The 26,530-nt window shown below is 39.6% G+C and carries 31 protein-coding genes; 11 read left to right on the plus strand and 20 right to left on the minus strand.

Annotated features, from left to right (window positions below; all coding sequences use genetic code 11):
• A partial coding sequence (locus CFS04_RS09685; RefSeq protein WP_255377788.1) for an Ig-like domain-containing protein occupies positions 1 to 1,540 on the minus strand: 1,540 nt, incomplete at its 3' end.
• Between the two features lie 353 nt (positions 1,541 to 1,893).
• Positions 1,894 to 2,871 carry a phosphate acetyltransferase gene (gene pta, locus CFS04_RS09690; RefSeq protein WP_088810498.1) on the minus strand — a complete coding sequence of 326 codons (978 nt, stop codon included), beginning with the start codon at positions 2,869 to 2,871 and terminating at the stop codon, positions 1,894 to 1,896.
• A 285-nt stretch (positions 2,872 to 3,156) separates the two neighbouring features.
• Here pta and CFS04_RS09695 point away from each other — a divergent pair, with 285 nt between their 5' ends.
• Genes CFS04_RS09695 through CFS04_RS13130 form a run of 3 tightly spaced genes read left to right on the plus strand, consistent with a single transcriptional unit; the run spans position 3,157 to position 5,549 of the window.
• Positions 3,157 to 3,387 carry a FeoA family protein gene (locus tag CFS04_RS09695; protein ID WP_088810499.1) on the plus strand — a complete coding sequence of 77 codons (231 nt, stop codon included), beginning with the start codon at positions 3,157 to 3,159 and terminating at the stop codon, positions 3,385 to 3,387.
• On the plus strand, positions 3,380 to 5,368 hold the full coding sequence (gene feoB / locus CFS04_RS09700) for a ferrous iron transport protein B (RefSeq protein ID WP_088810500.1): 1,989 nt from the start codon (positions 3,380 to 3,382) through the stop codon (positions 5,366 to 5,368). The genes CFS04_RS09695 and feoB overlap by 8 nt, the downstream gene beginning before the upstream one ends.
• A gap of 19 nt (positions 5,369 to 5,387) precedes the next feature.
• Complete coding sequence (locus CFS04_RS13130; protein WP_088810615.1) at positions 5,388 to 5,549, plus strand: FeoB-associated Cys-rich membrane protein; 162 nt, start codon at positions 5,388 to 5,390, stop codon at positions 5,547 to 5,549.
• Positions 5,550 to 5,641: 92 nt separating this feature from the next.
• Here the strand turns inward: CFS04_RS13130 and CFS04_RS09710 are convergent, their stop codons facing one another.
• Genes CFS04_RS09710 through CFS04_RS09720 form a run of 3 tightly spaced genes read right to left on the minus strand, consistent with a single transcriptional unit; the run spans position 5,642 to position 7,409 of the window.
• A complete protein-coding gene (locus CFS04_RS09710) occupies positions 5,642 to 6,715 on the minus strand; it encodes a low specificity L-threonine aldolase (RefSeq protein WP_088810501.1) in 1,074 nt (357 codons plus the stop codon).
• Between the two features lie 27 nt (positions 6,716 to 6,742).
• Positions 6,743 to 7,156, minus strand: coding sequence for a hypothetical protein (locus CFS04_RS09715; RefSeq protein ID WP_088810502.1), 414 nt, complete (start codon positions 7,154 to 7,156; stop codon positions 6,743 to 6,745).
• A 16-nt stretch (positions 7,157 to 7,172) separates the two neighbouring features.
• Entirely contained in the window at positions 7,173 to 7,409 is a 237-nt protein-coding gene (locus CFS04_RS09720) for a helix-turn-helix domain-containing protein (RefSeq protein ID WP_088810616.1), read from the minus strand.
• Positions 7,410 to 7,534: 125 nt separating this feature from the next.
• On the opposite strand from CFS04_RS09720, the gene CFS04_RS09725 reads away from it, so the two are divergent.
• From CFS04_RS09725 to hemQ, 3 genes are all read left to right on the plus strand, one after another.
• Positions 7,535 to 8,266 carry an NADPH-dependent oxidoreductase gene (locus tag CFS04_RS09725; RefSeq protein ID WP_088810503.1) on the plus strand — a complete coding sequence of 244 codons (732 nt, stop codon included), beginning with the start codon at positions 7,535 to 7,537 and terminating at the stop codon, positions 8,264 to 8,266.
• Positions 8,267 to 8,329: 63 nt separating this feature from the next.
• Entirely contained in the window at positions 8,330 to 9,277 is a 948-nt protein-coding gene (manA, locus tag CFS04_RS09730) for a mannose-6-phosphate isomerase, class I (RefSeq protein ID WP_088810504.1), read from the plus strand.
• 114 nt (positions 9,278 to 9,391) lie between these two features.
• Positions 9,392 to 10,147 (plus strand): hydrogen peroxide-dependent heme synthase, encoded by a 756-nt coding sequence (gene hemQ / locus CFS04_RS09735; RefSeq protein WP_088810505.1) that lies wholly within the window; start codon positions 9,392 to 9,394, stop codon positions 10,145 to 10,147.
• Between the two features lie 84 nt (positions 10,148 to 10,231).
• On the opposite strand, the gene CFS04_RS09740 is transcribed toward hemQ, so the two are convergent.
• From CFS04_RS09740 to CFS04_RS09785, 10 genes are all read right to left on the minus strand, one after another.
• On the minus strand, positions 10,232 to 12,646 hold the full coding sequence (locus CFS04_RS09740; protein ID WP_159457896.1) for a lectin like domain-containing protein: 2,415 nt from the start codon (positions 12,644 to 12,646) through the stop codon (positions 10,232 to 10,234).
• Between the two features lie 215 nt (positions 12,647 to 12,861).
• Positions 12,862 to 13,857 carry an aldo/keto reductase gene (locus CFS04_RS09745; protein WP_088810507.1) on the minus strand — a complete coding sequence of 332 codons (996 nt, stop codon included), beginning with the start codon at positions 13,855 to 13,857 and terminating at the stop codon, positions 12,862 to 12,864.
• A gap of 82 nt (positions 13,858 to 13,939) precedes the next feature.
• Positions 13,940 to 14,332 (minus strand): MerR family transcriptional regulator, encoded by a 393-nt coding sequence (locus CFS04_RS09750; RefSeq protein WP_088810508.1) that lies wholly within the window; start codon positions 14,330 to 14,332, stop codon positions 13,940 to 13,942.
• A gap of 121 nt (positions 14,333 to 14,453) precedes the next feature.
• Positions 14,454 to 14,699, minus strand: a complete 246-nt coding sequence (locus CFS04_RS09755; protein WP_159457922.1) for a hypothetical protein — start codon at positions 14,697 to 14,699, stop codon at positions 14,454 to 14,456.
• Positions 14,700 to 14,724: 25 nt separating this feature from the next.
• Positions 14,725 to 15,093 carry a hypothetical protein gene (locus CFS04_RS09760; RefSeq protein ID WP_088810510.1) on the minus strand — a complete coding sequence of 123 codons (369 nt, stop codon included), beginning with the start codon at positions 15,091 to 15,093 and terminating at the stop codon, positions 14,725 to 14,727.
• A 4-nt stretch (positions 15,094 to 15,097) separates the two neighbouring features.
• Entirely contained in the window at positions 15,098 to 16,363 is a 1,266-nt protein-coding gene (locus CFS04_RS09765; RefSeq protein WP_088810511.1) for a hypothetical protein, read from the minus strand.
• Position 16,364: 1 nt separating this feature from the next.
• On the minus strand, positions 16,365 to 16,766 hold the full coding sequence (locus CFS04_RS09770; protein WP_088810512.1) for a DUF1310 family protein: 402 nt from the start codon (positions 16,764 to 16,766) through the stop codon (positions 16,365 to 16,367).
• A 667-nt stretch (positions 16,767 to 17,433) separates the two neighbouring features.
• Entirely contained in the window at positions 17,434 to 17,817 is a 384-nt protein-coding gene (locus CFS04_RS09775) for a DUF423 domain-containing protein (RefSeq protein WP_088810513.1), read from the minus strand.
• A 12-nt stretch (positions 17,818 to 17,829) separates the two neighbouring features.
• Positions 17,830 to 18,102 (minus strand): YwdI family protein, encoded by a 273-nt coding sequence (locus CFS04_RS09780; RefSeq protein ID WP_088810617.1) that lies wholly within the window; start codon positions 18,100 to 18,102, stop codon positions 17,830 to 17,832.
• Positions 18,103 to 18,105: 3 nt separating this feature from the next.
• The gene (locus CFS04_RS09785) at positions 18,106 to 18,663 is read right to left on the minus strand and encodes a maltose acetyltransferase domain-containing protein (protein WP_088810514.1); all 558 of its coding nucleotides are present in this window, start codon (positions 18,661 to 18,663) and stop codon (positions 18,106 to 18,108) included.
• Between the two features lie 153 nt (positions 18,664 to 18,816).
• Here CFS04_RS09785 and CFS04_RS09790 point away from each other — a divergent pair, with 153 nt between their 5' ends.
• From CFS04_RS09790 to CFS04_RS09800, 3 genes are all read left to right on the plus strand, one after another.
• Positions 18,817 to 19,683: a Cof-type HAD-IIB family hydrolase gene (locus CFS04_RS09790; protein WP_088810515.1), complete on the plus strand. Its 867-nt coding sequence runs from the start codon at positions 18,817 to 18,819 to the stop codon at positions 19,681 to 19,683.
• A 17-nt stretch (positions 19,684 to 19,700) separates the two neighbouring features.
• The gene (gene pdxK, locus CFS04_RS09795) at positions 19,701 to 20,516 is read left to right on the plus strand and encodes a pyridoxine/pyridoxal/pyridoxamine kinase (RefSeq protein ID WP_088810516.1); all 816 of its coding nucleotides are present in this window, start codon (positions 19,701 to 19,703) and stop codon (positions 20,514 to 20,516) included.
• A 159-nt stretch (positions 20,517 to 20,675) separates the two neighbouring features.
• A complete protein-coding gene (locus CFS04_RS09800) occupies positions 20,676 to 21,239 on the plus strand; it encodes a DUF420 domain-containing protein (protein ID WP_088810517.1) in 564 nt (187 codons plus the stop codon).
• 32 nt (positions 21,240 to 21,271) lie between these two features.
• Here CFS04_RS09800 and CFS04_RS09805 read toward each other — a convergent pair whose 3' ends face one another.
• From CFS04_RS09805 to CFS04_RS09815, 3 genes are all read right to left on the minus strand, one after another.
• The gene (locus CFS04_RS09805) at positions 21,272 to 22,174 is read right to left on the minus strand and encodes an alpha/beta hydrolase (protein WP_088810518.1); all 903 of its coding nucleotides are present in this window, start codon (positions 22,172 to 22,174) and stop codon (positions 21,272 to 21,274) included.
• A 78-nt stretch (positions 22,175 to 22,252) separates the two neighbouring features.
• Positions 22,253 to 22,981 (minus strand): metallophosphoesterase, encoded by a 729-nt coding sequence (locus CFS04_RS09810; RefSeq protein WP_088810519.1) that lies wholly within the window; start codon positions 22,979 to 22,981, stop codon positions 22,253 to 22,255.
• Positions 22,982 to 23,046: 65 nt separating this feature from the next.
• Entirely contained in the window at positions 23,047 to 23,250 is a 204-nt protein-coding gene (locus CFS04_RS09815; RefSeq protein WP_088810520.1) for an Lmo0654 family protein, read from the minus strand.
• A 177-nt stretch (positions 23,251 to 23,427) separates the two neighbouring features.
• Between CFS04_RS09815 and CFS04_RS09820 the strand changes: the two genes are divergently transcribed.
• Both CFS04_RS09820 and CFS04_RS09825 read left to right on the plus strand, forming a co-directional pair.
• Complete coding sequence (locus CFS04_RS09820; protein ID WP_088810521.1) at positions 23,428 to 24,270, plus strand: DUF975 family protein; 843 nt, start codon at positions 23,428 to 23,430, stop codon at positions 24,268 to 24,270.
• On the plus strand, positions 24,257 to 24,787 hold the full coding sequence (locus tag CFS04_RS09825; RefSeq protein ID WP_088810522.1) for an N-acetyltransferase: 531 nt from the start codon (positions 24,257 to 24,259) through the stop codon (positions 24,785 to 24,787). The genes CFS04_RS09820 and CFS04_RS09825 overlap by 14 nt, the downstream gene beginning before the upstream one ends.
• A gap of 27 nt (positions 24,788 to 24,814) precedes the next feature.
• Here CFS04_RS09825 and CFS04_RS09830 read toward each other — a convergent pair whose 3' ends face one another.
• Together CFS04_RS09830 and CFS04_RS09835 are read right to left on the minus strand one after the other, a co-directional pair.
• On the minus strand, positions 24,815 to 25,468 hold the full coding sequence (locus tag CFS04_RS09830) for a GntR family transcriptional regulator (RefSeq protein ID WP_088810523.1): 654 nt from the start codon (positions 25,466 to 25,468) through the stop codon (positions 24,815 to 24,817).
• A 399-nt stretch (positions 25,469 to 25,867) separates the two neighbouring features.
• Positions 25,868 to 26,509, minus strand: coding sequence for a GntR family transcriptional regulator (locus tag CFS04_RS09835; protein ID WP_088810524.1), 642 nt, complete (start codon positions 26,507 to 26,509; stop codon positions 25,868 to 25,870).
• Positions 26,510 to 26,530 lie beyond the last annotated feature (21 nt).

Here is a 26,530-nt window from a genome sequence, read left to right on the forward strand (position 1 = left end):
GACCGCTAGCATCTGTTCTCCCTGTCGCAATCGTTGTTTGGCCGACTTTAATCGTCATGTCCGCATTTGGCTCGGCTGTTCCTTCGGCTTTCACGGAATCGGTTGTTAAATCACCAATTGTTGTTGGAGCAAGGTTTCCTTGCGTTACCGTTGTTGATGCCGTATTTGATGTTGTACCATTTTTTGTTGCCGTTGCTTCGACAACTGTTCCAACTGCTTGTTTTGGAATCGTAATGCTGTAATGACCACTAGCATCTGCTTTTCCTGTTGCAATTGTTGTTTGACCGACTTTAATTGTCATATCCGCGTTTGGTTCAGCCGTTCCTTCTGCTTTCACGGAATCGGTTGTTAGACTGTTAATTGTCGTTGCGGCAATCGCTCCTTGAGTAACTGTTGTGGTTGCCGTATTTGATGTTTTGCCATTTTTTGTTGCCGTTGATTCGACAACTGTTCCAACTGTTTGTTTTGGAATCGTAATGCTGTAATGACCGCTAGCATCTGCTTTTCCTGTTGCAATCGTTGTTTGACCAACTTTAATCGTCATATCCGCGTTTGGCTCGGCTGTTCCTTCGGCTTTCACGGAATCTGTTGTTAGATTATCAATCGTTGTTGGTGCTAGGTTTCCTTGCGTTACCGTTGTTGATGCCGGATCTGCGTTTACACCATTTGCTGTTACATATGCCGTCACAACTGTTCCAGCTGCTTGTTTTGGAATGCCAAATTGATATGTGCCATCCCCTGATACTTTCCCTGTAGCAAGTTGATTGTTATTTTGATCTTTAATAACAATGTCTGCATTCGGTTCTGCGGTTCCATTCACACTTGTTGAGTCTGTAGTTAAACTATTAATAGTTGTTCTTTCTATGTCACTTAAGTCAACTATACTAAGGTTACTAATTCGAACTGTACCAGTTGTTGTTTCCAAAGAAACGGATGTTGAATTAGATGTTGCTACAAATTCACCTGTTTGCTGTGATCCAGATGCGCCAACCCAAGTACCTGGGTTCGGTATATTCATCCAAAGAGGTAATGGATTGTATAAAGCTTGGTGTACAGCAGAACCATCATTGACAACTACCGCAACATTATTGTTCCCATCTACATTAGTTGCAGTATATGAGATTTTATAGCGATGTCCTGGAACTGTGGTAAACGCACGTCCAATCCCCATAGATTTCAACATTTGTGGTGAGCTAAGTTGTACTGAACCATTTCCTTCGAATTTAGTACTCATACTATACACGCCAAAATAATCCCAGCTATCCCCAGGATAACTATCCCAGCTAGCATATTTTGTGTCATTAATAGTATTAGCCGCTGTCCAATAAATTGGCGTCCAGTAGTTTTTATTATCGAAGTTAGCAGCAGCCCCCAACAAGTTTGTAGATGTTGACTTTAGGTTGGTTAATTTTGTTCCTTCTGATCCAGTGCTAGTGCCACTAGCAACTACATTGAACGGAAGTGCTGTTACAAGTGTAGAAGCTACCATAGTTGCTGTAATCGCGCTGATAGTCATCTTTTTTAATTTAGATTTCTTCATGTTCACGTTGTTTATTCTCCTTTTTCATGATATTTTATTGATGCAAAAGCTAGAAAGGCACACTTCACTATGCTCGATATGTCTTTCTGCAAAATTCATAATTTAAATTTCGTTTTCCTCCTTCCAGTTTCGCACTCATTCATATTAGCACCTAAAAAATAGTTAAGTTGGATATAAAAACTGTTTTTTTTCTATGTTTTTTGTAATTTTTGTGACAATTTACAAAAAACGAGCAAGTTTAGTATCAAATCCACAAAATAAACGATTGCAAAAAAAAGGTTCTATGCTTGATTTTCAAAGCATAGAACCTTTTAATTAATTTTACTTCTCTTTTTTTCATTTTGACTTAATGTTTATTTACTAACTGCTTGAGCTGCCGTAATAAGTGCAAGATTGTAAACATCTTGTGTGTTACAACCACGAGATAGGTCGTTCACCGGTGCATTTAGTCCTTGTAGAACGGGACCTACTGCCTCAAATTTTCCTAAGCGTTGCGCAATTTTATATCCAATATTTCCCGCTTCTAAACTTGGAAAGATGAATACATTGGCATCGCCTTTAATAACGGATTCAGGAGCCTTTTGCGCAGCAACCGATGGTACGAACGCTGCATCAAATTGGAATTCACCATCAAGTGTCAATTCTGGCGCATTTTCCTTCGCTAGTTTAGTTGCTTCTGCAACTTTTTCAGTTTCCTCAGACTTTGCCGATCCTTTTGTCGAAAAGCTGAGCATGGCAATGCGCGGCTTGATACCAAAAATTTGTGCAGTTTCTGCACTTACAATGGCATTTTCTGCTAAGTCAGCAGCTGTTGGTGCGATATTAATGGCGACATCGCTAAATAGGTAACGTTCCGCATCACGCACCATAATCATCGCACCAGCTACTTTCGAAATACCAGGTTTTGTTTTAATAATTTGAAGTGCCGGGCGAACTGTATCCCCTGTTGAATGAATGGCACCACTTACTAAACCATCTGCATTTCCAGTGTATACAAGCATCGTTCCAAAATAGTTTGGATCTTGTAGCAACTTACGCGCGTCTTCTTCTGTTGCTTTTCCTTTACGACGTTCGACAAAGGCTGCCACGAGTTCATCAAATAATGGATCCGTTTCTGGTGTTTTCACTTCGATTCCGTCGACTGAAACACCAGCATTTTTTGCAGCTTTTTCAATTTCTGCTTTTTGGCCTAATAAAATAGGAGTAATCGCACCTTCTTCGGCAAGGCGTGCTGCTGCTCCAACAATTCGCTCATCTTTTCCTTCAGGAAGGACAATACGAACTCCTTTTCCAGCAACTTGTTCTTTAATACTTCTCAATAAATCGCTCATTTCCTTTTATTCCTCCAATTTCACACAAATTCATTTTCTTTTCTTATCATACTATAAAATGTATGAAGTTAACAGGAAAAGCCATAAAAAAACGGATTTTTGCGTCATTTATCTGTACTACAATTTTTTCTAAACTGTATGAATTCTAGAGAGTTATTTTTACACTAAATATCGCTTTCTTTATATTTTTTTTAAACAACCATTTACTTTTTGAGATATTGTGATAAAATGAACTTAATTGATAATGATTCTCAAACTCATTTTGAACGATGGGAGGAACGATGCATGCGACTCAATGAACTTTCAACCGGCGAACGCGGTAAAATTTCTGCTTTAAATGTTTCCAGCTCTATGCTCAAAAGACGTCTGCTGGCGCTTGGTTGCATGGAAGGCTGCGAACTATGTATGAAACAAAAAGGCTTTTTAGGCGGTCCTTGCACAATTGAAACAAAAGGACAGTACATTAGTATTCGAAGTTGTGATGCTTGCGAAATCGTGGTGGAACGAAATGGCTAATACATATTGTTTACTCGGAAACCCTAATACTGGTAAAACATCGCTTTTTAATGCGCTGACTGGTTCATACGAATACGTCGGCAATTGGAGTGGCGTGACTGTTGAAAAGAAAGTCGGCACATTAAAAGCGGAAAAAGGTAAGCTCATTGATTTACCGGGCATATACGATATTCATCCTATCTCGCGTGACGAAACTGTTGTAACGCGTTTTTTAATAGAAGAAAAATTTGATTCGATGTTAAATATTGTTGATGCAGCGCAAATTGAGCGGAATTTAAATTTAACGATTGAATTGCTCGAATTTGGGGCGCCTGTCGTAATGGGACTCAATATGGTCGATGTGGCGCTAGGCCGTGGGATCAAAATTGACATTCCGAAACTGGCGAGGGCGCTCAAAATACCGGTTTTGCCCGTCATCGCACGCTCCGGCAAAGGGACAGAAGAAATTCTTGCCACACTGACCGACGAAAAAGCCACGCGAAATCATTCGCTAAAGCTACCTTACGCAAAACCAATCGAACGGGCCATTCAAGACCTTTCTGCTCTTTTGGAAAACACGGCTCCGCGTAAGCATTTGCGCTTTTTCGCGCTCCAATTTCTCACTGCCAATCCTGTGACCGAAAAGCATATTCAAGATGAGCCTTTTTATTCGGCGGCCGTACAGATTCGTGAGGAAACGGCGATGAAACTTACACGCAGCATTGAAAGTGAGATATTCGAAACTAGACGTGCTTTTATCCAAGATATTTGTGTGGAAGCGGTCACCTACACGGGAACTAACGTGCCACTTTCAGATAAGCTTGACCAAATTGTGACCCATCGTTTTTTCGGCATTCCCATTTTCCTTGGTATCATGTGGCTGATTTTTCAAATTACATTTACATGGGTTGGCGTGCCGCTCTCTGATTTGCTTGACGGGTTTTTCAGCGGTCCACTAACAGATTTCACCACGCAATTTTTGGCGTCCTTGGGTACAAGTCATTTTTTAATTGATTTAATCACAAACGGTATTATTGCGGGTGTTGGCGGTGTGCTCGTGTTCGTTCCGCAAATTTTGGTGATTTTCTTCTTTATTTCGCTGCTTGAAGATTCTGGCTATATGGCGCGGATTGCGGTTGTGATGGACCGGATTATGGAAATGTTTGGGCTAAACGGCAAAGCCTTCATTCCGATGATCATTGGCTTTGGCTGCAACGTTCCAGGCATCATGGCGGCTCGCTCCATCGAAGAATCCAAAGAACGTACATTGACGATTTTGATTACGCCATTTATGTCGTGCTCTGCGAGACTTCCCGTCTATGCGCTATTTGTCGGTGTTTTCTTTGCGCAGTATCAAGCGCTCGTTGTGCTCTCGCTTTACGTCATTGGCATTGTGATGGCGCTTCTCATGACTAAAATTTTATCCAAAACGCTACTTAAAAACGATAATTCGGTTTTTGTCGTTGAACTGCCACCGTATCGTTTCCCTTCATTCAAAACGCTATGGCGCAGCACATGGGAAAAAGGAAAAGGTTTTTTGAAAAAAGCAGGCACGTTTATTTTTGCTGGTTCGGTCATCATTTGGTTGCTCAATTACGCTGGCCCAGGCGGGTTTGATGTTCCGATGGGCGAAAGCTTTCTCGCTATGATTGGCGGCTTTTTAGCGCCTCTTTTGGTTCCCCTCGGTTTTGGCACTTGGCAAGCCGGCGCAACTTTAATTCCGGGGTTTTTAGCTAAAGAAGTAGTGGTTTCAACGATGGCGATTATTTATTCAGTTGGAGAAGACAGCCTTGGGAGCGTTGTTAGCGCATTTTACACTCCGCTTTCTGCCTACTGTTTCATGTTGTTCATCTTGCTTTATGTCCCCTGCCTTGCGACTGTTGCGGCCATTCGGAAGGAAACGGCGTCATGGAAATGGACTGCATTCGCAACGCTCTATCCGCTATTAACTGCCTACGTAATTGTTCTTCTTGTGTATCAAATTGGAAATCTATTTATTTAAGAAAGGGCTTGAATGTGCTATGGCTATTTTTGTTAATCTTTTGCTTGGTGGACTTATATTCGGTTATACGATTTTTGCCCTTGTTCGCTTCACAAAAAAGAGCAGACAAGGAAAATGTGCAGCTTGTGAGCTTAAGAAAACATGCGAGTCTGAAAATGAGCTACCCACACATCTAAAATAATTTTTTCTATGAGAAAATGCTAAAAAGCAACACTTTTTCCCCTTTGAACTTGGAGAGAAAGGTTGCTTTTTTTTGTAAAATTTAAAATATGATTAGCGAAGTTCGGAAAACAATTCGTCCAGCTGGTCATTTGGGATTTCCAAATAGGCGTCACCTATCGGGATTTCAAACGTGCATGTGTGACTTCCTTTTTCAAGCAAATAGCCGGTCACACCAATATCGGTTTTGGACTGGGCAATCGCAATTCGCTTCGCCACATCTGCTAGCGGCGCATCAAATTGCACGTGGAACATGTTTGAAACAGGGATTTCTGGAATGGTTTTCACATCTGTAAGCGCATTGAAACGAGCGGCAAGCTCCTTCGCTTTTTCAAAATACAGCGCCATTTTAGTTTTGCGTTTTTCAAAATAGTAATCGGCCGATAAAATGTACGGGTACAAACTGATTAAATCCCCACCGTAACGCCGTTTCCATGCTTTAGCTTGCTTGAGAAAATCAGTTGGGCCAGCTAAAATTGCGCCGGCAATGCCGCCTATGCCCTTATAAAAGGAAATGTACACGGTATCAAACAGCGCACAAATTTCGCTCGCTTCTTTTTGGTAAAAAGGCAATACTTCAAAAAGGCGTGCACCATCTAAATGTAACGCAATGCCGTTTTGTTTGCAGTATTCGGAAATTTGAACGAGTTCTTCAAAACTTGGTAGTTGCCCGCCAATTTCCCTTTGAGGAAGCTCGAGTAAAACGCAGGCTACTTTTTCACCCAAAGTTTGAATGTCTTCAAGTGTTGGTACGCGGTCTTGTTCGCAAAGTAGCGCGGTTTCAATATTGTGAAGCTTTTTCAAGCCGTCTGCCTCATGGATTTCCAGATGAGCGAGCGGGTGATAGGCAACGCGCGGTATGTTTTTTTCATCCGCCCAAATTCTAAGCGCAATTTGCTGTGCCATCGTACCGCTTGGGAAGAAAACTGCTTGTTCCAGACCTAAAACCCCTGCCATTTTTTCTTCAAAATTTGAAATCAACGAACCTGTACCGTAAATATCGCTCGCAGTTTCCCCGTCCACATTTGCGATGACTTCTTTTAAAACGGAGATGTCGCGTGGCCCATTATTCGCTAATTTAAAAGTTGTTTCCTGATAAGTTTCTTTTAAATAATCTGGTTTTTCCACTTCCAGCCCTCCTTTTAAAATTCAATTTTATTCAAAAAACTGCAAAGTGTAGCCATCAATTGTTTCTACTTGGCAGAGCTTTGTTTCAAAATCGGCGGCAGCGTGTAAGGTGACTTTCTCCCAGCCACTGTTTATGACGTGAGCGTGCAGTTTTTCGATACCTTGCACTTTCATGAAAGCGACGGTACCGCCTTTTGGTTCGCCGTATAAAAGATGGAAGCCAGTAAATGGTGCGATATGTAGGCTTTCAAATTCACGCGGGAGGTCAAACGCACAGCCATATGTGCCGCTTCCATTTTCGTCGCGCTCATCAATTTCGCAGTACCAACCGAGTGTTTTGGTGAACCAAGCGATGGTTTCATCCATGTTGGCGGTGTAGTAAACAGGACCGGTTTCCTTTACTACAAACCCTCTTTCTTTAAATTTATTCCAATCTTCCATGGTTTCATCCCCTTTTTTAATGTTCATACGGGCGATATTTTTTGCGTAATTCGGTCTGGTTTGCCAAGCGAGTTTCGATATCTATTCGGTGGAACAGTAGGACATTTCCTTTGCGAATGTGCGGAATAATGTTGCGTTTCGCAAGAGACTGTATGGCTTGCTTCGTTACGCCTAAAAATTTAGCGGATTCTTCTGAAGTTAAAAATGTTTCTTCTAAAAACAGCCGATCTTGTTCTTGTTTGCTTATTTCCAAGACGTTCACACCCTTTCTCTCTTCTAGTGTAGAAAAAATTGGCATTTTTTTCAAGTATAGCGTTAACATTTCGCTTGAAGAAAGCTATACTTGAAGAAGAAATTGATTTTGGAGGAGGATTTAATTTGAATAAAGTCATTGAGCAAATGTTAAGCCACCGTTCGATTCGCAAGTACATACCTGGAAAAAGTATTCCTGAGACCGATTTAGATTTAATTATCCGCGCGGCTCAAAGTGCACCATCTTGGATTAATGGGCAACAATATTCCATTGTCGGGGTAAAAGACGCTGCACGTAAACAAAAGTTAGCGGAGCTGACGAAAAATCCATATGTGGCGGAATGCTCCATTTTTCTTGTATTTGTTGGGGATTTTCATCGTGCCAATTTGGCGAGCGCGAAATATCAGACGGCATTTAATGCGAAAAGCGACGAAGACTTACTGCTTGTTGCCGCAACTGACGTTGGTTTAGCTTGTCAAAACGCGCTAACGGCGGCTGAAAGTCTTGGCTACGGGACGGTTTGTATTGGTGGAATTAGACGTGAGTTTACGGAGGTCTCCGAATTTCTTGGGCTACCTGAAATGGTGATTCCAATTGTTGGGCTTTGTGTGGGCTATCCGGATACCGAATCCGTAATCCGACCTCGTTTACCTAAAGAAGCTGTTTATTTTGAAGAAACCTACCAAACAGACACTTTACCGCTGCTTGAAAAATATGATGTAACGATTATTCCTTATTCCGAACGTGAAGGTTCTATTGGCTATACGGAACGCATTGCTAAATTTTATGCGCAACCTTATTTTACCGGCATTCCAGAAGGGTTGAAAAAACAAGGATTTTTAGGCGGAAATAAGTAGCATTTAACTTTTAATTGGTATATACTTTTGTAGAGATTACATATTTAACCGAGGAGGTTCACGATGAAAGAGGCTTTATTTTTAAACCCTGTTTTTCAAGACCGCATTTGGGGCGGCACAAAACTGCACGATTACTTCGGATATGATATTCCGTCTGACAAGACTGGCGAGGACTGGGCTATTTCTGCGCACCCGAATGGTCCATCCACTGTCAAAAATGGCGAGTTTGCTGGGAAAACACTCATCCAACTATGGACAGAACATCCGGAACTTTTTGGAAATCCGAAAGACCCAGTTTTCCCCCTACTAACAAAGATTTTGGATGCAAATTCGGATTTATCCGTGCAAGTTCACCCGGACGACGCGTATGCGAAAGTGCATGAAAACGGCGAGCTTGGAAAGACGGAATGTTGGTATATTATTGATTGCGCGGAAGGCGCGGAGCTGATTTACGGGCACCATGCGAAGTCTAAAGATGAATTTGTGAAAATGGTTGCGGACGGCGAGTGGGACAAGTTGCTACGCAAGGTGAAAATCGCGCCGGGCGAGTTTTACTATGTTCCAAGTGGGACGATTCACGCGCTTGGCACTGGCACGCTAGTTCTTGAAACGCAACAAAGTTCGGATACAACTTACCGTGTGTACGATTATGATCGTACAGATGCGGACGGCAACACGCGCGAGCTTCATCTAGAAAAAGCCATCGACGTCACAAAAATTCCGCATCACGATGCATTACTTGATATTCAGGTTGAAAAACGAGACGGAGTAACCGTTACGACTTTTGTGTCAAACGACTTTTTCAGCGTTTACAAATGGGAAATTGACGGCACTGCAAGATTTGATGCGACGGCGCCATATACGCTTGTAAGCATTTTAGACGGCGCTGCTGCGCTTACCATTGACGGGGCTGAAACGCCTGTTAAAAAAGGCGACCACTTTATTTTGCCAAATGCAATCAATTCGTGGGCGCTAACTGGGTCAGCCACAGCAATTGTATCGACACCTTAACACTTCAAGCGGCTGGAATTTATTCCAGCCGCTTTTTTCTAAAACAGAAAAAAAGACTTTCGAATTTGGCTATGATACACTTATTTTAATGACATAAGAAAGGTGTGAAACCTAATGAATGAAGCAGTAAAAACATTAGATGGCTGGTACTCTTTACATGATTTCAGGGCGGTAGATTGGACGTCTTGGCGAGAAACTTCTACGGCTGACCGCGAACGGATTTTAACGGAATTCAGCACATTTTTAGCGAATTTAGAAGTGACAAAAAACATTGGAGCTGGTGAACAAACGCTGTATACGATTTTAGGGCAAAAAGCTGATTTTGTATTTTTTGTTCTTCGGGAAACTTTAGAAGAATTAAATGCGGTGGAAAACGAATTCAATAAGCTCGCGATTGCGGATTATTTAGTCCCTACATATTCCTATATTTCAGTTGTGGAGTTAAGCAATTATTTAGCCTCACATATGGCGGGTGACGAGGATCCGTATCAAAACAAACATGTCCGCGCCCGGCTTTATCCAAAATTACCGAACAAAAAACATATTTGCTTTTATCCGATGAATAAAAAACGCGATGGTGCGGATAATTGGTACATGCTCCCGATGAGCGAGCGCCAACAATTGATTCGCGATCACGGTCAGATTGGCCGCAGTTACGCTGGAAAAGTGAGCCAAATTATTGGCGGATCCATCGGCCTTGACGATTACGAATGGGGCGTCACTTTGTTTGCGGACGATGCACTTGACTTTAAGCGAATTGTCACGGAAATGCGCTTTGACGAAACAAGTGCACGTTACGGCGAGTTTGGCGCATTCTTCATTGGGAATTTATTGCCGCATGAAGAGATTGAAAGATTTTTTATGATTTAATAAAAGAAGCAAAAATCAGGTGAACAAGCCATTTTCCATGGTTATCACCTGATTTTGCTTCTTTTTTTGTTCATTATAATTTATTTATTTTTGTGGTGCGATAAAATTTGTGACTGTATCAGAATCATAAAAATAACGATTTAATTTTACATTTTTACTTAAATCCAGTTCCGTTAAAAGATTCCGATGCAAATAAAGTTCATAGAGTTCAACATTATTCCGCAAATCAATTTTAGTTAGCTTATTGTACTCTAGATATAGGAATTTCAATTTAAGATTTTGACTAAGATTTATCGAAGAAAGATTGGCATTGTTTAAATGTAGCGTCCTAAGATTAGGCAATCTTGATAAATCAAGTGAGCTTAGTGAAGGGGTATGTTGCACATCTAAGAAGTCCAGTTTAGGCAGGTATGGTAACGTCAGTGAATAAACTGGGTTCGCTCCCATACTAATCCCCCTTAATTCGGTATTATTGCTCACATTAATAGTCGTCAACTTGTTATTATGAATCCAAAGATTACTCAATTTAGTATTTGTACTAACGTCTAGATTGCTTAACTGATTTCCGCCAGCAACAATATATGTTAAGTTCGTATTCTTACTAACATCTAACTGTTGGAGCTTATTATAACTTAATTCAAGATAATCAAGCGCTGTGTTCTGACTTAAATCAAGGTTTGTCAATTGATTCTTATACATATTAATTCGAACTAATTTTTTATTCTGCCTTAAATCAAGTGTAGAAAAATTATTATTTCCCAAATCTAAATAGATTAAATTTAGATTCTTACTGAGATCAATTTTTTCAAGTTTTTCAGTTCCCCCATAAAAGATTAAGTGAGTTAGATTATTTAATCTTTCAATCCCTGTCGCATTGGAAACTTTACCATCTACACGTAGTTGCGTAATTTTACCAGCATCCTCCGTAGTAAAATTATCTTCTACAGATTTATTCAACTGCCGAGCAATTTCATTTGCTAAATCCGCATCTAAAAAGACATCTTTAATTTTTTCTTGGGTATTGTTTGTAGTTGTATAGACGTTTGTGTAACATTCAAAAGCTGCACCAAGACCACTATCCGGTGAAGACACCTCATTCCAATCCATATTCGCTTGATTCTCAGAGAATGATAAGAAACTTGTTCCAGATTTCACAGAATTACGCGGATAACTTACTTCTTCGTGCTTGGATAGTGGGATTGGCAATATTGACACTCCATCTGGTAGTGAAAACTTAATCACAACCGCATACTTATCATTACTTGTGATTGGTACAGGTTCACTTAATTTAATTGTTTCAAAACCAGCGTCTGCCTTTACTCCTCTTGCAACAAGCTTTAAGTTAGTGAATGATTTATCCGAACTGTTTGGATTAATATAAATTTCGTACGGTGTATCATATTGAAGTGTATTAATCGCAATCGCTTCAATGGATTCTTTTGAATCATTAGGTGCATCAAAAACATTGGCAATGTACGTATCCGTTATTGAAGGATATCCAATAATCGGTGCAAATTCTGCCATAGCAACCATATTATCGTAGTTCTGGCTCGTTTCCATTTGTTTTGCACCGTACATAACAGAAGTTAAGATATAAGCATCTTCATAAGACACATAGTAGTAACCTTTATCCCCCCAATTGGTTCCCCAGCTATTTCTAACAATAAAGGCCCCATTATTTTGAGGTCTAACATTTGACTTGAAATTTTCTTTACTGTAATTGTCATCATATCCAACAATTAAAGTAGAATGATTAATGGTAGTATAGTCACTTTTAGGTACATATACTGCGCTTGTTGTACTATTTATATACTCTTGAAGATATTGTCCATCTGCCTTCCACTGGTATGTGAGTCCACCATTTTTCACAAGATGTTCTTTAATTCTTTTCACCTTTTGATTTTGCTCTTCAACACTTGCTGTTACATAAAGTCCTCCAATCAGATTTATTCCTTGTTGATGAATAAGCGGCTTTTCAGATAAAACATTTAAAGAAGGTAAATACGATGCATTCGTATTATATGGCATTTTATTTTCAGAAACTGGTAGCTCCCAATTCATCGCTTCGTAGAGAGCCATAGTCTCAAATCCTCCACCGCCTAAAGTACGATTATATGCTTTTGGGTTATTTCCAATTATTCCGTCTGCATCTTTTGCCGAATAGTAGTCCGTATAAAGTTCAGAAAGGTCATAGGGTACGCCAAACTGTTTTAAAGCAGCCGTTTCAATAGAAGCATTTGAAGAGAACGACCAACAAATGTTTCTTGTTTGCTGATCTTTAACTGATGTGTCTCCTCCAGTTAAACGAGGATCATACTTAGTCGGTAAAGGCGTTGACCTAAGTAGTTGTTTTGGTTTAGGTTGCTCATAAACCCCTATTGGATCTTTTAATGATCCTGTTGGATATTCCCTCGCATCAACTTGGTTTCCTGGCAATAACAAAAATAAACTTGCAAAAATAAAACTAATTCCCGCTAACAAACGTAAAAACTTTTTCATAGTCTCCTCCTTAATTGTATTTTCCATGTTGTTTCTGTCTCTTTTTCTCCCTTTCCATATTATTCTGCCAAAAGAATACTTCAAGCAGTCAATTTACATTATAATATAAAAAATAAAATTCTGAAAGTTATTTTATAAACAAATCTGATTTTTATGCAAAAATGCGAGATTCTAAACACTGAACCTCGCACATTACTATTTATAAAATTATTTGTCTATTTTTGATTTGGAAGCGCCCCAACAACTGGATGAGGTATATAATGTTCCTCTAAAAATGCCATATCTTCTGATGTTAGTTTTAAATCTAGCGCCAAAACAGCACTTTCTAAATGCCGTTCTTTTTGTGCGCCCACAATTGGTGCGGTGATTTCTGGTTTATTCAGCAACCATGCTAACGCAATTTGGTCGCGCGAAACCGCGTATTTATTCGCCAGTTCGGCAACGCGCTCAATAATTCCGATGTCCGCTTCCATCATGCCATCATATTTAGAACTTTGAATCGTATCAGTCGCTGAACGCTCCGTTTTTTCGGAAACATCACGCGTAAGGCGACCAGATGCTAGCGGACTATACGGCGTTAGCGCTATGTTTTCATCTTCACAAAATGGAATCATTTCCCGCTCTTCCTCACGATAAATTAAATTGTAATGATTTTGCATGGATACAAATTTAGTCCAGCCGTTTCTTTCTGCGATGCGTTGTGCTTTTTGGAATTGCCATGCGTACATGGCACTGGCGCCAATATAGCGGGCCTTTCCAGCCTTCACGACATCATGCAAAGCTTCCATCGTTTCTTCGACAGGCGTAAATTGGTCGAAACGATGAATAATATAAAGATCGACATAATCGGTTTCTAGCCGTTTTAGGCTATGGTCGATTTCAGTTAGGATTTCTTTGCGAGAAAGTCCACCACTATTTGGTTGCCCCGGGCGCATGGTTTGATGCACTTTTGTCGCGAGAACAACATCGTCGCGATTTGCAAAATCTTTCAGTGCACGCCCAACAATTTTTTCGCTTTCCCCAAAAGAGTAAATGTTTGCCGTATCAAAAAAGTTGATGCCGAGGTCGAGCGCTTTTTTGATGATTTGGCGGCTATCCGTCTCACCAAGCACCCATTTGTGAATCCACTTCTCTGCATCACCAAAGCCCATTGTACCTAGACAAATTTTTGATACATCCATACCAGTATTACCAAATTTCACATACTCCATTTCGACTCCTCCTTTACTCCCCTATCATAAAGCTTGAAGTGAACTCTAAGTCAAGCGTTTTTGTAAAAAAATAAACAAAATTTCAAACCCTATTTACTTCAAAGCTCCGCAATTTGTTTTCCGCAGCTCGCACATGTCCATAATTTTCTAATTTAAACTGCAAACGGCTTATCGCCTCTTGAAGCTCCGCGGCTTTCGCTTCTAGTTTTTCTTTTTGCTCTTGGATTAAAGCTATTCTCGCGTCAACCGTCGAATCACCTTGCCGGAATAACGATAAATACTCTACCAATGACTCAATCGACAAACCAGCTCTCCGCATCTGCCGACTAAAGACAATCCAACGAATGTCGTCCTCGTCAAATTCTCGTATTCCATTCCCATTCCGCTTCACCGGCGCAATCAAACCAATTTTTTCGTAGTACCGAATTGTGTCCGCTGAAACACCTGTCACTTCACTTACTTTCTTAATATTCATCGGCTCATCTCCTTCTCCCATTTAGTTTATCGCATTTGCTACCAGTTTCGTCAACTGATAGCAATTATACCTATAAAAGTTATTTTTAACACAAAAAAAGCGGTCGCTCCCCGCCAACGCTTCAAATATCGTTACATTTATTTCTAGTGTTTTCTAGTGCTTTTTGTGCTGCTTTGAACCAATTACCTTTAATAGCACTTTTAAGTTTCTCTATATGTTTCTTGTCATTATTTTTAAAGGTTTCCGTCTTTTCTTTTTCCGCTTCTTTCGTCAACTGTTCCCGATTTTCAGCCGATGCAACTGCGTGACTTGCTATAAAGGTAGTAATAAGTGATTTCTCTAGTTTCTTTCTCGCATCGCCTAACATGTCCCCGATTGAGTTGCTCATGTTGTCATTCCTCGCTTTCTCTGTCTATCTTCATTAAATTATCTTTAAAGCATCCTATATCTTTTCTATACTGTGCTTCTATATCTTCCCGTTGTGCCTCAATCTTCTCTAATTTCTCACGCATCATATGAGTAGCTTCATCATGTGTACGGGTTATCATATTGTATCCGTGTGAAAGCGGGGGAATCGTTTCGGGGGCATAGTTTGAAATCATAAAACGTAAACGTTCGGCTTTTACATCTAGCGTTTTTAAAAATTGATTGCCAGCATGCCGCATGTCTTCTTCTACTGCTTCTAATCGCCTCATTTGTCGCTTGTAATCGTCTTCTATATCGTCTATACGTTGCATGATTGTCCTTTTTGATAATTCCAAAGTCTCATCCCTCCGCGATTTTCCGCGCTAATTCTCGATCTTTTTCTAGCACTTCATTAATTGCCTGTTGAATTTGATTAATTATATCATTATAATCCTGTTCGATTTCTTTGAGTTTCCCTAGCTTTTTAGTACGTTTTGCGATTGGCTTAAGCTTTATTTTTGCCTCTGTTGCCCCACCGTCCGAAAGCGCGCCGATAATTTCAGTTTCTGATAGTGAGTCCCCTAAGCTTCTGGCATCCGAGTGCGTTTTCTGCCAAAGTTCACTTGCGTTTTCCATATCTTTTTTGTATAGTTTTTCCAGTTCCTCACACATTTGCTTTGCTTCCATTTGCATTGTTCCAACACGAATAAACGCTTCTGATGCTTCAAGGTACTTTTCTTCTGATGATGACAAGTCGCCACCAGCTCCTAATTTTTTCTTTAGTTTTGCAAGATTTTTCAGACCTTCCGCTTGAAGTATTGCGGCTTTTTTTCTGTTCCCTGCTTTGGTTAGTTTTAAATTTCCATTTTTGTCAAATTGATAACCACCCCACATATGTTGCTTGCCCATATCCCCTACATCTTTTCCATCTACAAATAACACATTTCCTATTGTAGGTTTATTCTCCCCGTAACCTAGCGCAATCAAGTCAAGTTGATCGGTATAGATGAATCCTTTGTTAGAAGCTGTGAAAGCGTCTGCTATTTTCTTTTGGTCGGCATTTAGAAGATTATAAACATTAGGACATTGATAAAGGTATGCACCAGTTATTCTTTTAAGTTGCTTCTTGCTTAGGTTTGCGACTGCGTATTGTCCGTTCATTCCACCAAGTGAATGTCCATATATATTAATTTTTGCATTCGGATAAGTTTCAAGCGTTTTTTTCAAAGTATTCGCTGAACTTTTTAACTGTGGGGTACCTCCCCCTTTTCCCACTAAAACCATTGCTGCTGCAGGAACATCATTCTGCAACCAATCCGCTGCAAAGTCGTTATTCACTTCAGGTGCTCCCCACGATAGTTCATTAGGGGCAGTGGAGCCTCGGTATAAAACAGTTACTTCTTTAACTTTCTCACGTTCCGAGAGCGAAGAATTGGCTGTTACTTTATTTTTCCCATTAGTAACTATGTATGTTTGTTCGCCTGTTGCTTTGTTGTTCACTTTTTCTGAAAGTGTACCTATTTTTCTTCCCCCGTCGATTTTTATAGGCTTTCCAACGTCCATATTTTTATTATACTGCTGTTTTGCAATCTGAACTCGGTTCTTTTCTGTGAGCATAGTTGCCATTTCAATTCCCTTCTTTCTCTAAAAGCCTTTCTAGTTTTTCAGAGGTTCCACCCGCATCATCGCTTAATTCACCTCTATCACTATCTTTGCTTAATATAATATCGATTACTAAGTCGCTGTCGTTGTTAATGATTAAGTTAACCATTATCCCCCCCATAGGATTTTCTTCTATACTACCATCATCAATTTTGTATGTGTATATAACTCCTTCACTTGTAAAAGCTTTAGGATCATTATACATTATTGTTTTTTTATAAACTTTTTCCGCTTCTTTACTATGTACAATTTCCATCATTTCCGCTTCTTCGTTGTTATTCATATGTTTATCAACTCCCAATTTTATACCGATTACGATAGCGATTAATAGTACTATACTTATAATAATTATTGACGTTTTTTTCATTCTACCCCTCCTTTTACTCGACTAGAAAGTCTCTAAGGACAATCCACAGCCTATTCATTCTACCATGTGAACGATTATAAATACTTGCATTGAACATGATTTTAATGAAACTACAGCGCTTTAGTTAGATTCCATTCATAAAAACGTCTCTTGTTAAGCCACAAGAGACGTTTTTCGAATTCAAACAATCAGCATAAAAGTTGAAAACCAAAGTTCTGTTGGTTAATGTTATGCATACTTGTATCATAAGTTTTCACGGAATCTCGGGCTCTACGAAGAGTCAGCCTGATTTTTCTAAAATAAAACCCTCTCCAATATTATGTATTTTTCTTACTATTTCAATATACCATACACTATTTTTAGAAGCTATTGATAGCTCATTGTACTCACTTATTTTTCTACCAACTCTAGGACAACCACTCCATCCTCAAAAAATCAGCAAAAAAAGACGCCATAGGCTTAGACAAGCCGCATAGCGCCACAAAAAGGGAGTTTAAGGTAAGAAAGGATAACTTATCACTAAAAAGGGAGAAAAAGTAAATAAGTTATCGTTGCTTATGCTAATTAAATACCCCGCAAAAATAGAAATAATCCTCTTTTTTTAAATGTTTATATTAAAATTTTATGACGAAAGACTTTTTTTTGAAATAAAATGTTGGTTTCCTTTTTAAAATGAATGGTAACCGGGACGCGATTTTGCAGCTGCGATGATAAAACAAAGCCAGCCGGAAATAAAACAAACGCCGCCAATTGGTGTGATGGCTCCTAAAAACGTGATTTTAGTGATGCTCAAAACGTAAAGGCTGCCTGAAAATAAAATGATGCCTGCAGAAAATAGTATTATCGCGGCGCTAATAAGACGGCTGTTTAGTTTTTCTTGGACGACGCCGCAAATTAAAATCGCTACAGCGTGAAACATTTGATATTGAACGCCCGTTTCATACGTGGCCACGTGGCTGCCTAAAATATCCTTTAGCGCGTGCGCACCGAAAGCGCCAATCATGACGGCAAGCATCGCAAAAATGCCGCCCGTTATAAGACCATTTTTCATCGTTCTCCCCCTTTAAAAATCAAACAGCGAATCACCATTCGCACCGTCTGACATATCGAGTTTTTTTCCTTGGTTTAAAGCCGGAGGGACAGCTGGTGTACTCTCGTGCGGAATGTGCGCCGCATCATTTTGGGGCGCGACATCCGTTTTAGTTTCAGAAAGAGCCAGTTCTGTGAGAATTTTCAATGTGTGCAGATGCGCTTTTTGTTCAGCGCCGCTTAGCTCCTTCGCCTGACGTAGCTCTTCCTCCATTTTTTGAAATAACGCCTGATCTGAAACGTTCACCATTTAAACTCCTTTGACTTCTTTAATAATGCGCGCTGGGTTGCCGCCGATGACAACATTGTCGCCGAAACTTTTTGTGACAACGGCGCCTGATGCGACAACGACGTTATTGCCAAGTGTCACGCCGGGATTAATAACCGCGCGTCCGCCAATCCAGGCGTTATTGCCGATTTTAACGGGCTTACCTAGTTCGAGCCCACTATTTCGTTCGGTCGGTTCAAGAGGATGCGTCGCGGTATAAATGTGCACGCCAGGCGCGAGCATGCAATTATCACCAATATGTATTTTGCACACATCAAGCATGACGCAATCAAAATTCGCGAAGAAATTTTCGCCAAGATAAATATTTGAGCCGTAATCAACGCGGAGTGTCGGTTCTAAAAATACTTTTTCACCCGTTCCGCCGAATAGGCGTTTTAAAAGTTCAGTTCGCGCTGCTGCGTCTATTGTATCATTGATTTCGCGAATGAGTTTGCGTGCGCGTGCGCGACCATGCGCGAGTTCATAGTTGGACGGATCATACAATTCGCCCGCAAGCATTTTTTCAACTTCTTTTTTCAAATTCTAGCACCTCTTTCCACTATACTTCACGCTTTATTATAGCTAACTTTCACGGGGGACGCAAAATGTGGCGCTTTTTAAACAAGACAACTGCATTTTTCTTTAAAAAGTGCTATGCTAGAGGAAGTGAAAACACTAGGAGGATTCTTATTTATGATTAAAGTTATTGCTTCTGATATGGACGGTACGCTACTAAATTCCGACATACGTGTTACTGAGGAAAACGTAAAAGCGATTGAATTTGCAAGATCTAAAGGCGTCCACTTTGTTTTATGTACGGGGCGGATGTACGATGATGCGATGTCGCTTATTCACAAAGCGAATTTGTACGCGCCGGCCATTTGTATGAACGGCGCAGAAGTGCGCGATGAACACGGTAAAATTTTGTTGCAACATACGCTCGACAAAGATATTTCGAGAAAAACATTTCAAATTCTTTCTGATTTAGGAATGTACACGGAATTGTTTACTGATATCGGGCCGATTTCGACAAACAAAGAGCAAGGTAAAGAATTTTTGATTGAAATGTATCGCAAAATGCATCCTGACAAGCCCGTTCAATCGATTAGCGAGCAAATTGAGGAGCGCTTTCAAGCGAAAGACGTTCATGAAATTACGGATGTCAATCGGGTTTTTGAAAACGAGGAGATGAACATCTTGAAATTCATTTCGTTCTCGCCAAACCCTGATATTTTAACTCGAGCAAAAAAAGAACTAAGTGTGTCGAATGAACTTGCGATTACTTCTTCTTTTTCTGACAACATTGAAATCACGAATCGCGCGGCCCAAAAAGGCATTTCGTTACAATATTATGTGGAGCGCCTCGGCGTTTCGCTTGAAGAAACATTTGCGATTGGCGACAATATGAACGACCTTTCGATGATTAAAATGGCAGGTTACAGTGTGGCGATGGGCAACGCAGAGCCGGAAGTCAAGAAACGCGCCAAATATGAAACTACCACCAATGATGAGCACGGGGTTGCGGAAGCCATTTATAAAATGCTCGAAGCAAATGATTAATTTTGGAGGAATTTAAAATGACGATTAAAAAAACTTTAACTATTGCTGGTTCTGATTCTAGCGGCGGCGCTGGTATCCAAGCTGATTTAAAGACATTTGAAGAATATGGAACTTTTGGATTTTCTGCACTCACAACGATTGTGACGATGGATCCAGATAACAACTGGTCACACGGTGTGACACCTATTGATGCTAAGCTTGTGCGGGAGCAGCTCAAAACGATTTTATCGGGTGGTCCTGTTGATGCAATGAAAACGGGGATGCTAGGCTCGGTGGACATTATTAAAGCGACTCGCGAAGCCATTCTTGCACACGATTTAACCAATATTGTCATTGATCCGGTGATGGTTTGTAAGGGCGAGGACGAGCTTATTCAGCCGGAAAATGCGGCGGCGATTCGTGATTTATTGCTGCCGGTTGCGACAGTGACAACGCCAAACTTATTTGAAGCGGGGCAGCTTTCTGGTCTTGGAAAACTGAAAACGGTTGAGGATATGAAGGCGGCGGCTAAAAAAATTCATGAACTTGGTGTAAAATATGTGGTCATTAAAGGTGGCAAAGCGCTTGAGAGCGATAAAGCGATTGATTTAATGTACGACGGCAATGATTTTACGATTTATGAAGTGGAAAAAGTTAACACAAACTATAACCACGGTGCTGGTTGTACGTTTGCGGCGGCGATTACTGCTGGTCTTGCGAAAGGTTTGTCTGTTCCTGATGCGGTTGCTAAGGCAAAAGATTTTGTCACTGCTGCTATTCAAGGCGGATTTGCTTTGAACCAATTTATTGGCCCGGTTTGGCATGGTGCTTATAATAAAGCGGAAAATCGTTAAATTGTAAGGCTTAATTTCTATAGCTAAACGAAACGTAACAAGCAAAATAGACTGATGACAAATGGTGAAGATTGCCGTTTATCAACAGTCTATTGTTTTTTTATTTGACGTAATCATGTATAATGAATTTGAACTTATTTTAAGGGGGATTTATTTTACATGGAGCAAAATAAAGAGAAATTAACGCCTGCTGCAACGGATAAAAATTATTTTTGGCCAATTATGATTTTTTCTGCTGTGGCTGTCATTATTATTTTATTACTTTTCTTTTCACCAATTGGTTATCAAGGTGCCGTTCATTTTGACTTAACAATTTTCCCAAGAATGAATGCGATTTTTAATAGCTTCACTTTTGTCTTCTTAGTCATCGCACTTTGGGCAATCATTGTGAAGAAAAATATTAAATTGCATCGTGGCTTCATTTTAGCTGCTTTTACTTCAACGCTATTTTTCCTCGTTTCCTATTTAACATTCCATTTTCTTTCGGCTGAAACGAGTACATTTGGTGGGACTGGCTTTGTTCGCCCGATTTATTTCTTCATTCTTATTACGCATAGTTTTCTTGCTGCGGTTGTTGTGCCACTTGCGTTGTTCGCGCTTGTCTGGGGCTGGACGATGCAAGTTGACAAGCATAAGAAAATTGTTCGTTGGACGATGCCAATTTGGTTGTATGTTAGTTTAACTGGTGTTTTAGTGTACTTATTTATGGCGCCTTATTATTAAAATAAAGGACGTAGCCACTTGGCTACGTCCTTTTATTTTTCAACATTTGGAACGGTATCTAAGTTTGAACCGTTATCTTTTTCCATTCCGTCTGGTAAATCCCATAAAAATTGACTTAGCAACGCGTCTACTTCAAAGCTTTCATGTAAGCCGCTATGCGTCACATTTGTTCCAGAAATTAGGCGTTCTTGGTAATTCGCTTTTGGAAAAAAGTTTCTTGCATAAAACACACTATCCACTTGTACAAGTCCGTCTGTTCCTGTATGATTTTGATCTCCAGCAATGGCGAGCATTTGAATAGTTTTAGGAATCCTCGTTTTATTTTTTGCGAGGTTTTTAAGTGCATCTGATCCAGCTTTCAAATCATGGGCGGCTGGGTCTTTTTGCAACTTAAAGTAGTCCGCCCTATCTATGCCATTAAAAGGCGTCGCAATCGCAATAAACTTTTGTGGCACGGGGTACGCGGCATCTACTGGCGTATTTTCAAGATAGCTTAAAATGGCAAGCCCTCCCATGGAATGGCCGACTAAATTGACTGTTTTAATATGCTCTTTTTCCCGAATGTATTTCATCGCATTTTGGAGCCATAACGTTTGCTTGGAAAGGCTCGCCCGGTTATCTTCAAATAAAATTTGTACCGCTGAATCGCCGTTTTTATATTGGCTATCCAGATGACCTCTTACCTTTAATTGACCGTTTGGCTTAATCATGATTTGCATGGCGATTTGTTTAGTCCGAGAGTCGCTTCCTATTCGATTTAATAAATGACCAAATGAGTTCGCCGTTCCTTTATAGCCATGCACAAAAACTGTTGGAATAATCGTTTCCTTCACTTTTGCTTCTTCTTGTTGTGTTTTTACATATATAACGCCGAAAATGGCGACTATAGAAACAAAAAACACGGCCAGCAAACTTATCACGGTTGCTTTCCGCATAAAGACACTTCCTTTTAACTAGAATGAGCCTATTGTAGCAAAATATATAGAAAACCGCTATCCATCAAACGATTCACTTTATTTTGTTTCAAAAGGCTCATTTTTTCCAACTCGATATAATTTCGTTACGGCGTGTTCTTCCACGACGATAGCATTCAAACTGCCGCCAAACACAGCTCCGCCATCAATTCCTAAGCGCGTTTGATCTTTTGAAATCCAAATATTACTCGAGCCATCACTATGTAAATTTTGAACGGGTGTATGTCCGAAAATAAATACTTTTCCTGTTCGGTTCTCGCCAAATAAAAACGGTTCACGAATCCAGTAGAACTGTTTTTCTGCCGTCTTATGCCAGTCGGGAATCGTTAAATCTACCCCCGCATGAACAAAAACGTACTGCTTTTCCTCATGGTATAAAGGGAGATCTTGAATAAACGCGATTAGCTCGCCTGACTCCTCCATGACGCGTTTGCTAAGCTCATCAGGTGTGATTTTTTCCTCGATATTTTCCCGTAGCAGTGATTGAATCGTCTCCATACCACCTTGGCTAATGTAATACGCCATTTTTTCAGCTGGTTCTTTCAACCAATCAAGTAGCATTTTTTCATGATTGCCAGTTAAAACGATAACATCATGTTCTTCTGATAATTGCTTAACGAGCCTAAGGACTGCACCTGGGTTTTCACCGCGATCGATTAAATCCCCTACAAATAAAAGGCGTTCCTCTTCACGATTCCAGTTTTCAAGGATTTTCTCAAGCAAGCCTATTTCACCATGCACATCGCCAACAACAAAAATCGGTTTCATTCATGTTCACCTCTGTTTCAAACAAAAACGTCCGATTAGAAAGAAAAAGGACGTTTTTTGCCTATTTATTCAATCGGATCTTTTTTTAAGTGTTTTTCAATTTTTTTAATTTCATGCCTGATGCTGCTAAGCCTTACTTCTGCAGCATTCATTGGACCGTTTTGCAACTGCGGATCTTCAAAATCACGCGAATCTGCAACTAGATTCTGATATTCATGTCTAAGGTCTATTAAGCGGTCCTCTAATTCTTTACGTTCATCTTCTTTCACAAACGACACCTCCATCAAAAAATCAAAGACTAACTCTCCTTTTCCCTAAAAAAAGAAAAACAATCCTATTTTTCCGATAATTTAGAAGAAATTTCAATTTGCTAGCCTTTTGCTGTAACTCCTTAGTAGAATATGCTATTTTTAATACATAAATAATAGAAAAAGGAGAGATTTTTTATGTTAACAAATGCAGAAATGCGGCGTGCTGCAAAAAGTGCATTACAGGGACATTGGGGAATATCAATTGGTGTTTATTTGCTTAGCATGATTATTACTGCAGCAGTATCAGCCGCGATAGGCTGGATTCCAGTTATTGGTTGGGTAGCTGGCATGCTTATTACCGGACCAATTACGATAGGTGTAACTTGGTTCTTCTTAGCGATTAGCCGACAAGATGAGCCCGATGTAGCCTATATGTTTAGCGCTTTTAAAGATTTTGGTCGAACTTTCTTAGCTTTTCTACTTGTTTCTATTTTCACATTTTTATGGTCGCTCTTATTCATTATTCCAGGCATTATTAAAGGCTATTCTTACTCACAAACTTTCTTTATTTTAAGAGATAATCCACAAATTTCAGCACTTGATGCGATTACTCAAAGTCGGCATATGATGAACGGCTACAAAGGAAAATTATTTGGCCTTTCACTAACTTTCTTACTTTGGTATTTAATTCCTGTCGCCATCTTTATTACATCCGCGATTATCTTTGGCATTGGTGCTGCCACTGGCAATTATAACGATATGAACGGTGACGGCTCAGTCATTGACGCCATGGGCTTTGGTATTTCAATAGGCGCGATTTTCCTATTCCTGCTCGGGTATCTCGTAGTCGTCGCCATTTCCATCTATTTGTTCCCTTACATGACGACCACTTTCGCTGTTTTCCACGATGAATTATTCGGCACAATCGCACCACCACTCGAAGAAGAAACGCCATACTTCAATGAAACGTTCTCTTCTAAAGAAAACGAATCAAGCTTTGAACAGACGGAGGAAAACAAACCTGATGAACCCAAGTAAATTCGCAGTAAACGGCGTGAACTTTGAAATCCGCCAAGCTACTTCAAAAGATTACCAAGCAGTTGAAAAATTAATGATTGACACCGCTACTTGGTTGAAAAAATCAGGTTCTACGCAGTGGAATGACATTTTAGATGGGACAGACGTCCATCAAATCCGTGAGCGCATCCATCAAAATGAAGTTTTCCTTTTAACCCAAAAAGAGCAAACGGCTGGAACAATGATTGTGCGAAAAACGCCGAGTGCTTGGGACGAAAATTTATGGGAAGAACAGGCAACAGAACCAGCATTTTACATCCACCGCCTGATGATTGCTCGCCCTTACAAAGGTCTGCAACTTTCAGCCCGAATGCTGCAATTCGCCGAAGAACTAGCTGCATCAGCACGTATCCCTTTCATTCGTCTAGACACCCTCGCCTCAAATAATGCTCTCAACCAATTGTACGCCGAAACATTTACGTTTTTAAATAGTAAAGATGGTTATAGTTTGTATCAAAAAAAAGTGCAACCCAGTTAACTGGGTTACACTTTTTTAGTTTTAGTATTAACGAAACGCATATGTGCCGTAGTTTAAAAATAATTTTTTAATTTCTAAAAAGGCATTTTCATAATCTTTCTTATTCAAAAATGAAATAATCACACCAAATTGTTTGATGTTGCGTTCACGCATTTCTTCGTTGTGATTCGTAATTGCATCTGCAGAAAAGTATTTGATATTGAAAAATACTTTCTTAGCCATGTCTTTAAAGTAAGGGTTTCCGGAATAATTGATTAATCGTAAGAAAAATTGATGTTCATTAAAAATGTATTCATCTAAATCGCGCAAATATGATGCTCTGTCCATTGATTGTACACACTTTTCTAGCTCTTCGATATCCATTTCTTCCTCTGATTGTTCAATTCTATCGAATGTTGCTTTCACAAACAATTCAATAACTTCAAGAAGTTGCACATAACGTGTGGAATCAACAATTGAATCTTTGACTACAACACCACTGTAAGTCCGGTAATCTAAAACACCTTCTGCTACTAAAGCAGTAATCGCTTTACGAATTGGTGACCGGCTGACGCCTAATTCTTTTGATAATCGTTCTTCTGTAAGATGCTCGTCAGGCTTCAATTCACCATTTTTAATCTTTTCAATGACACTGTAATAAACAACCTTATCAAGGGTTTTGTATTCTCGTTTACTTTTCAAAATTCTAACGCTCCTTCAACCGATGAACTTTCTCATATTATATCATATGCCTCTCACGAAACAAAGCTAGTTTTTTTGAATGCATCATCTTCCCTATTTGAATCTGTCTAAATAAATAGTAAACAAAAAAACTCGAAATGTGGATTATTTTATGAAATCACTTTGTGAAACTGCTATATAAAGCCATTTCTTTAAATTTTTCAATATAAGATTTTTCAGTAAATAATTTTGTTCTCGCTAAAACGTGTTTTTGTGTACTAAAAAATAGGTCTTTTTAACTATATCAGATTATTTTACTTTTCCTTGCTATTTATACATGAAAATAAAATTATGCATTTCAACCAGTTATCTCCTTTTGTACAAAAAAAGTGAGGCGCACAAGATGCTCCTCACTAAATACTAACGGAATGTTTGCACAATATATTGATTCATAATAGTTTGTACTTCTTTTCGTGCAGCAACAAAATCGTTGTCCTGTACATGTTGAATTGTCACCTCTAAACAGCGAATCGTTTTTTCGGCTAAAATAAAAGGAATAATTTTAATCTCTTTTTGTGCTTTTGAGTCAAAGTCGCTTTCAATCATTTGTACGAAACGATTCGCATACGTGTTTTGCATCAAGCGAATGAATGCAAAAAAGCAATTGAAGAGTTCCGCAATAAATTGATCTTCCTCGCCTTTTTGATGAAGCATCTTCAATTGCTCGACTTTTTTTTGGAAGTATCCCATGTCGATTTGAATTCGTTTGTTTTCTACTTTAGTCAACGTTTGATTTATCATGATTTCAGTTATCTCTAACAACTCGACAAAACGATTAACGGACATGCTGCTTTCTATGACAATAGCTCCGCGATTTGTACGAACTTCGATTAATCCTTCCTTCTCCAAGCTTGCTAAGGCCTTTCGGACGGGCGTACGGCTAATTTTCAGTTCGTCTGCAATAACCGTTTCGGTAACTCGGTCTCCTACTCGCAAATTTCCGCTCAAAATTTTCTCTTTTATCGTGTAATAAGCTAGTTTTTCGTATGTTTGTTTTTCCATTATGTTTCCTCCTATGTCAAA

Source organism: Listeria sp. ILCC796 (genome assembly GCF_900186175.1).
In the GTDB taxonomy this organism is placed as follows: Bacteria; Bacillota; Bacilli; order Lactobacillales; family Listeriaceae; genus Listeria; species Listeria goaensis.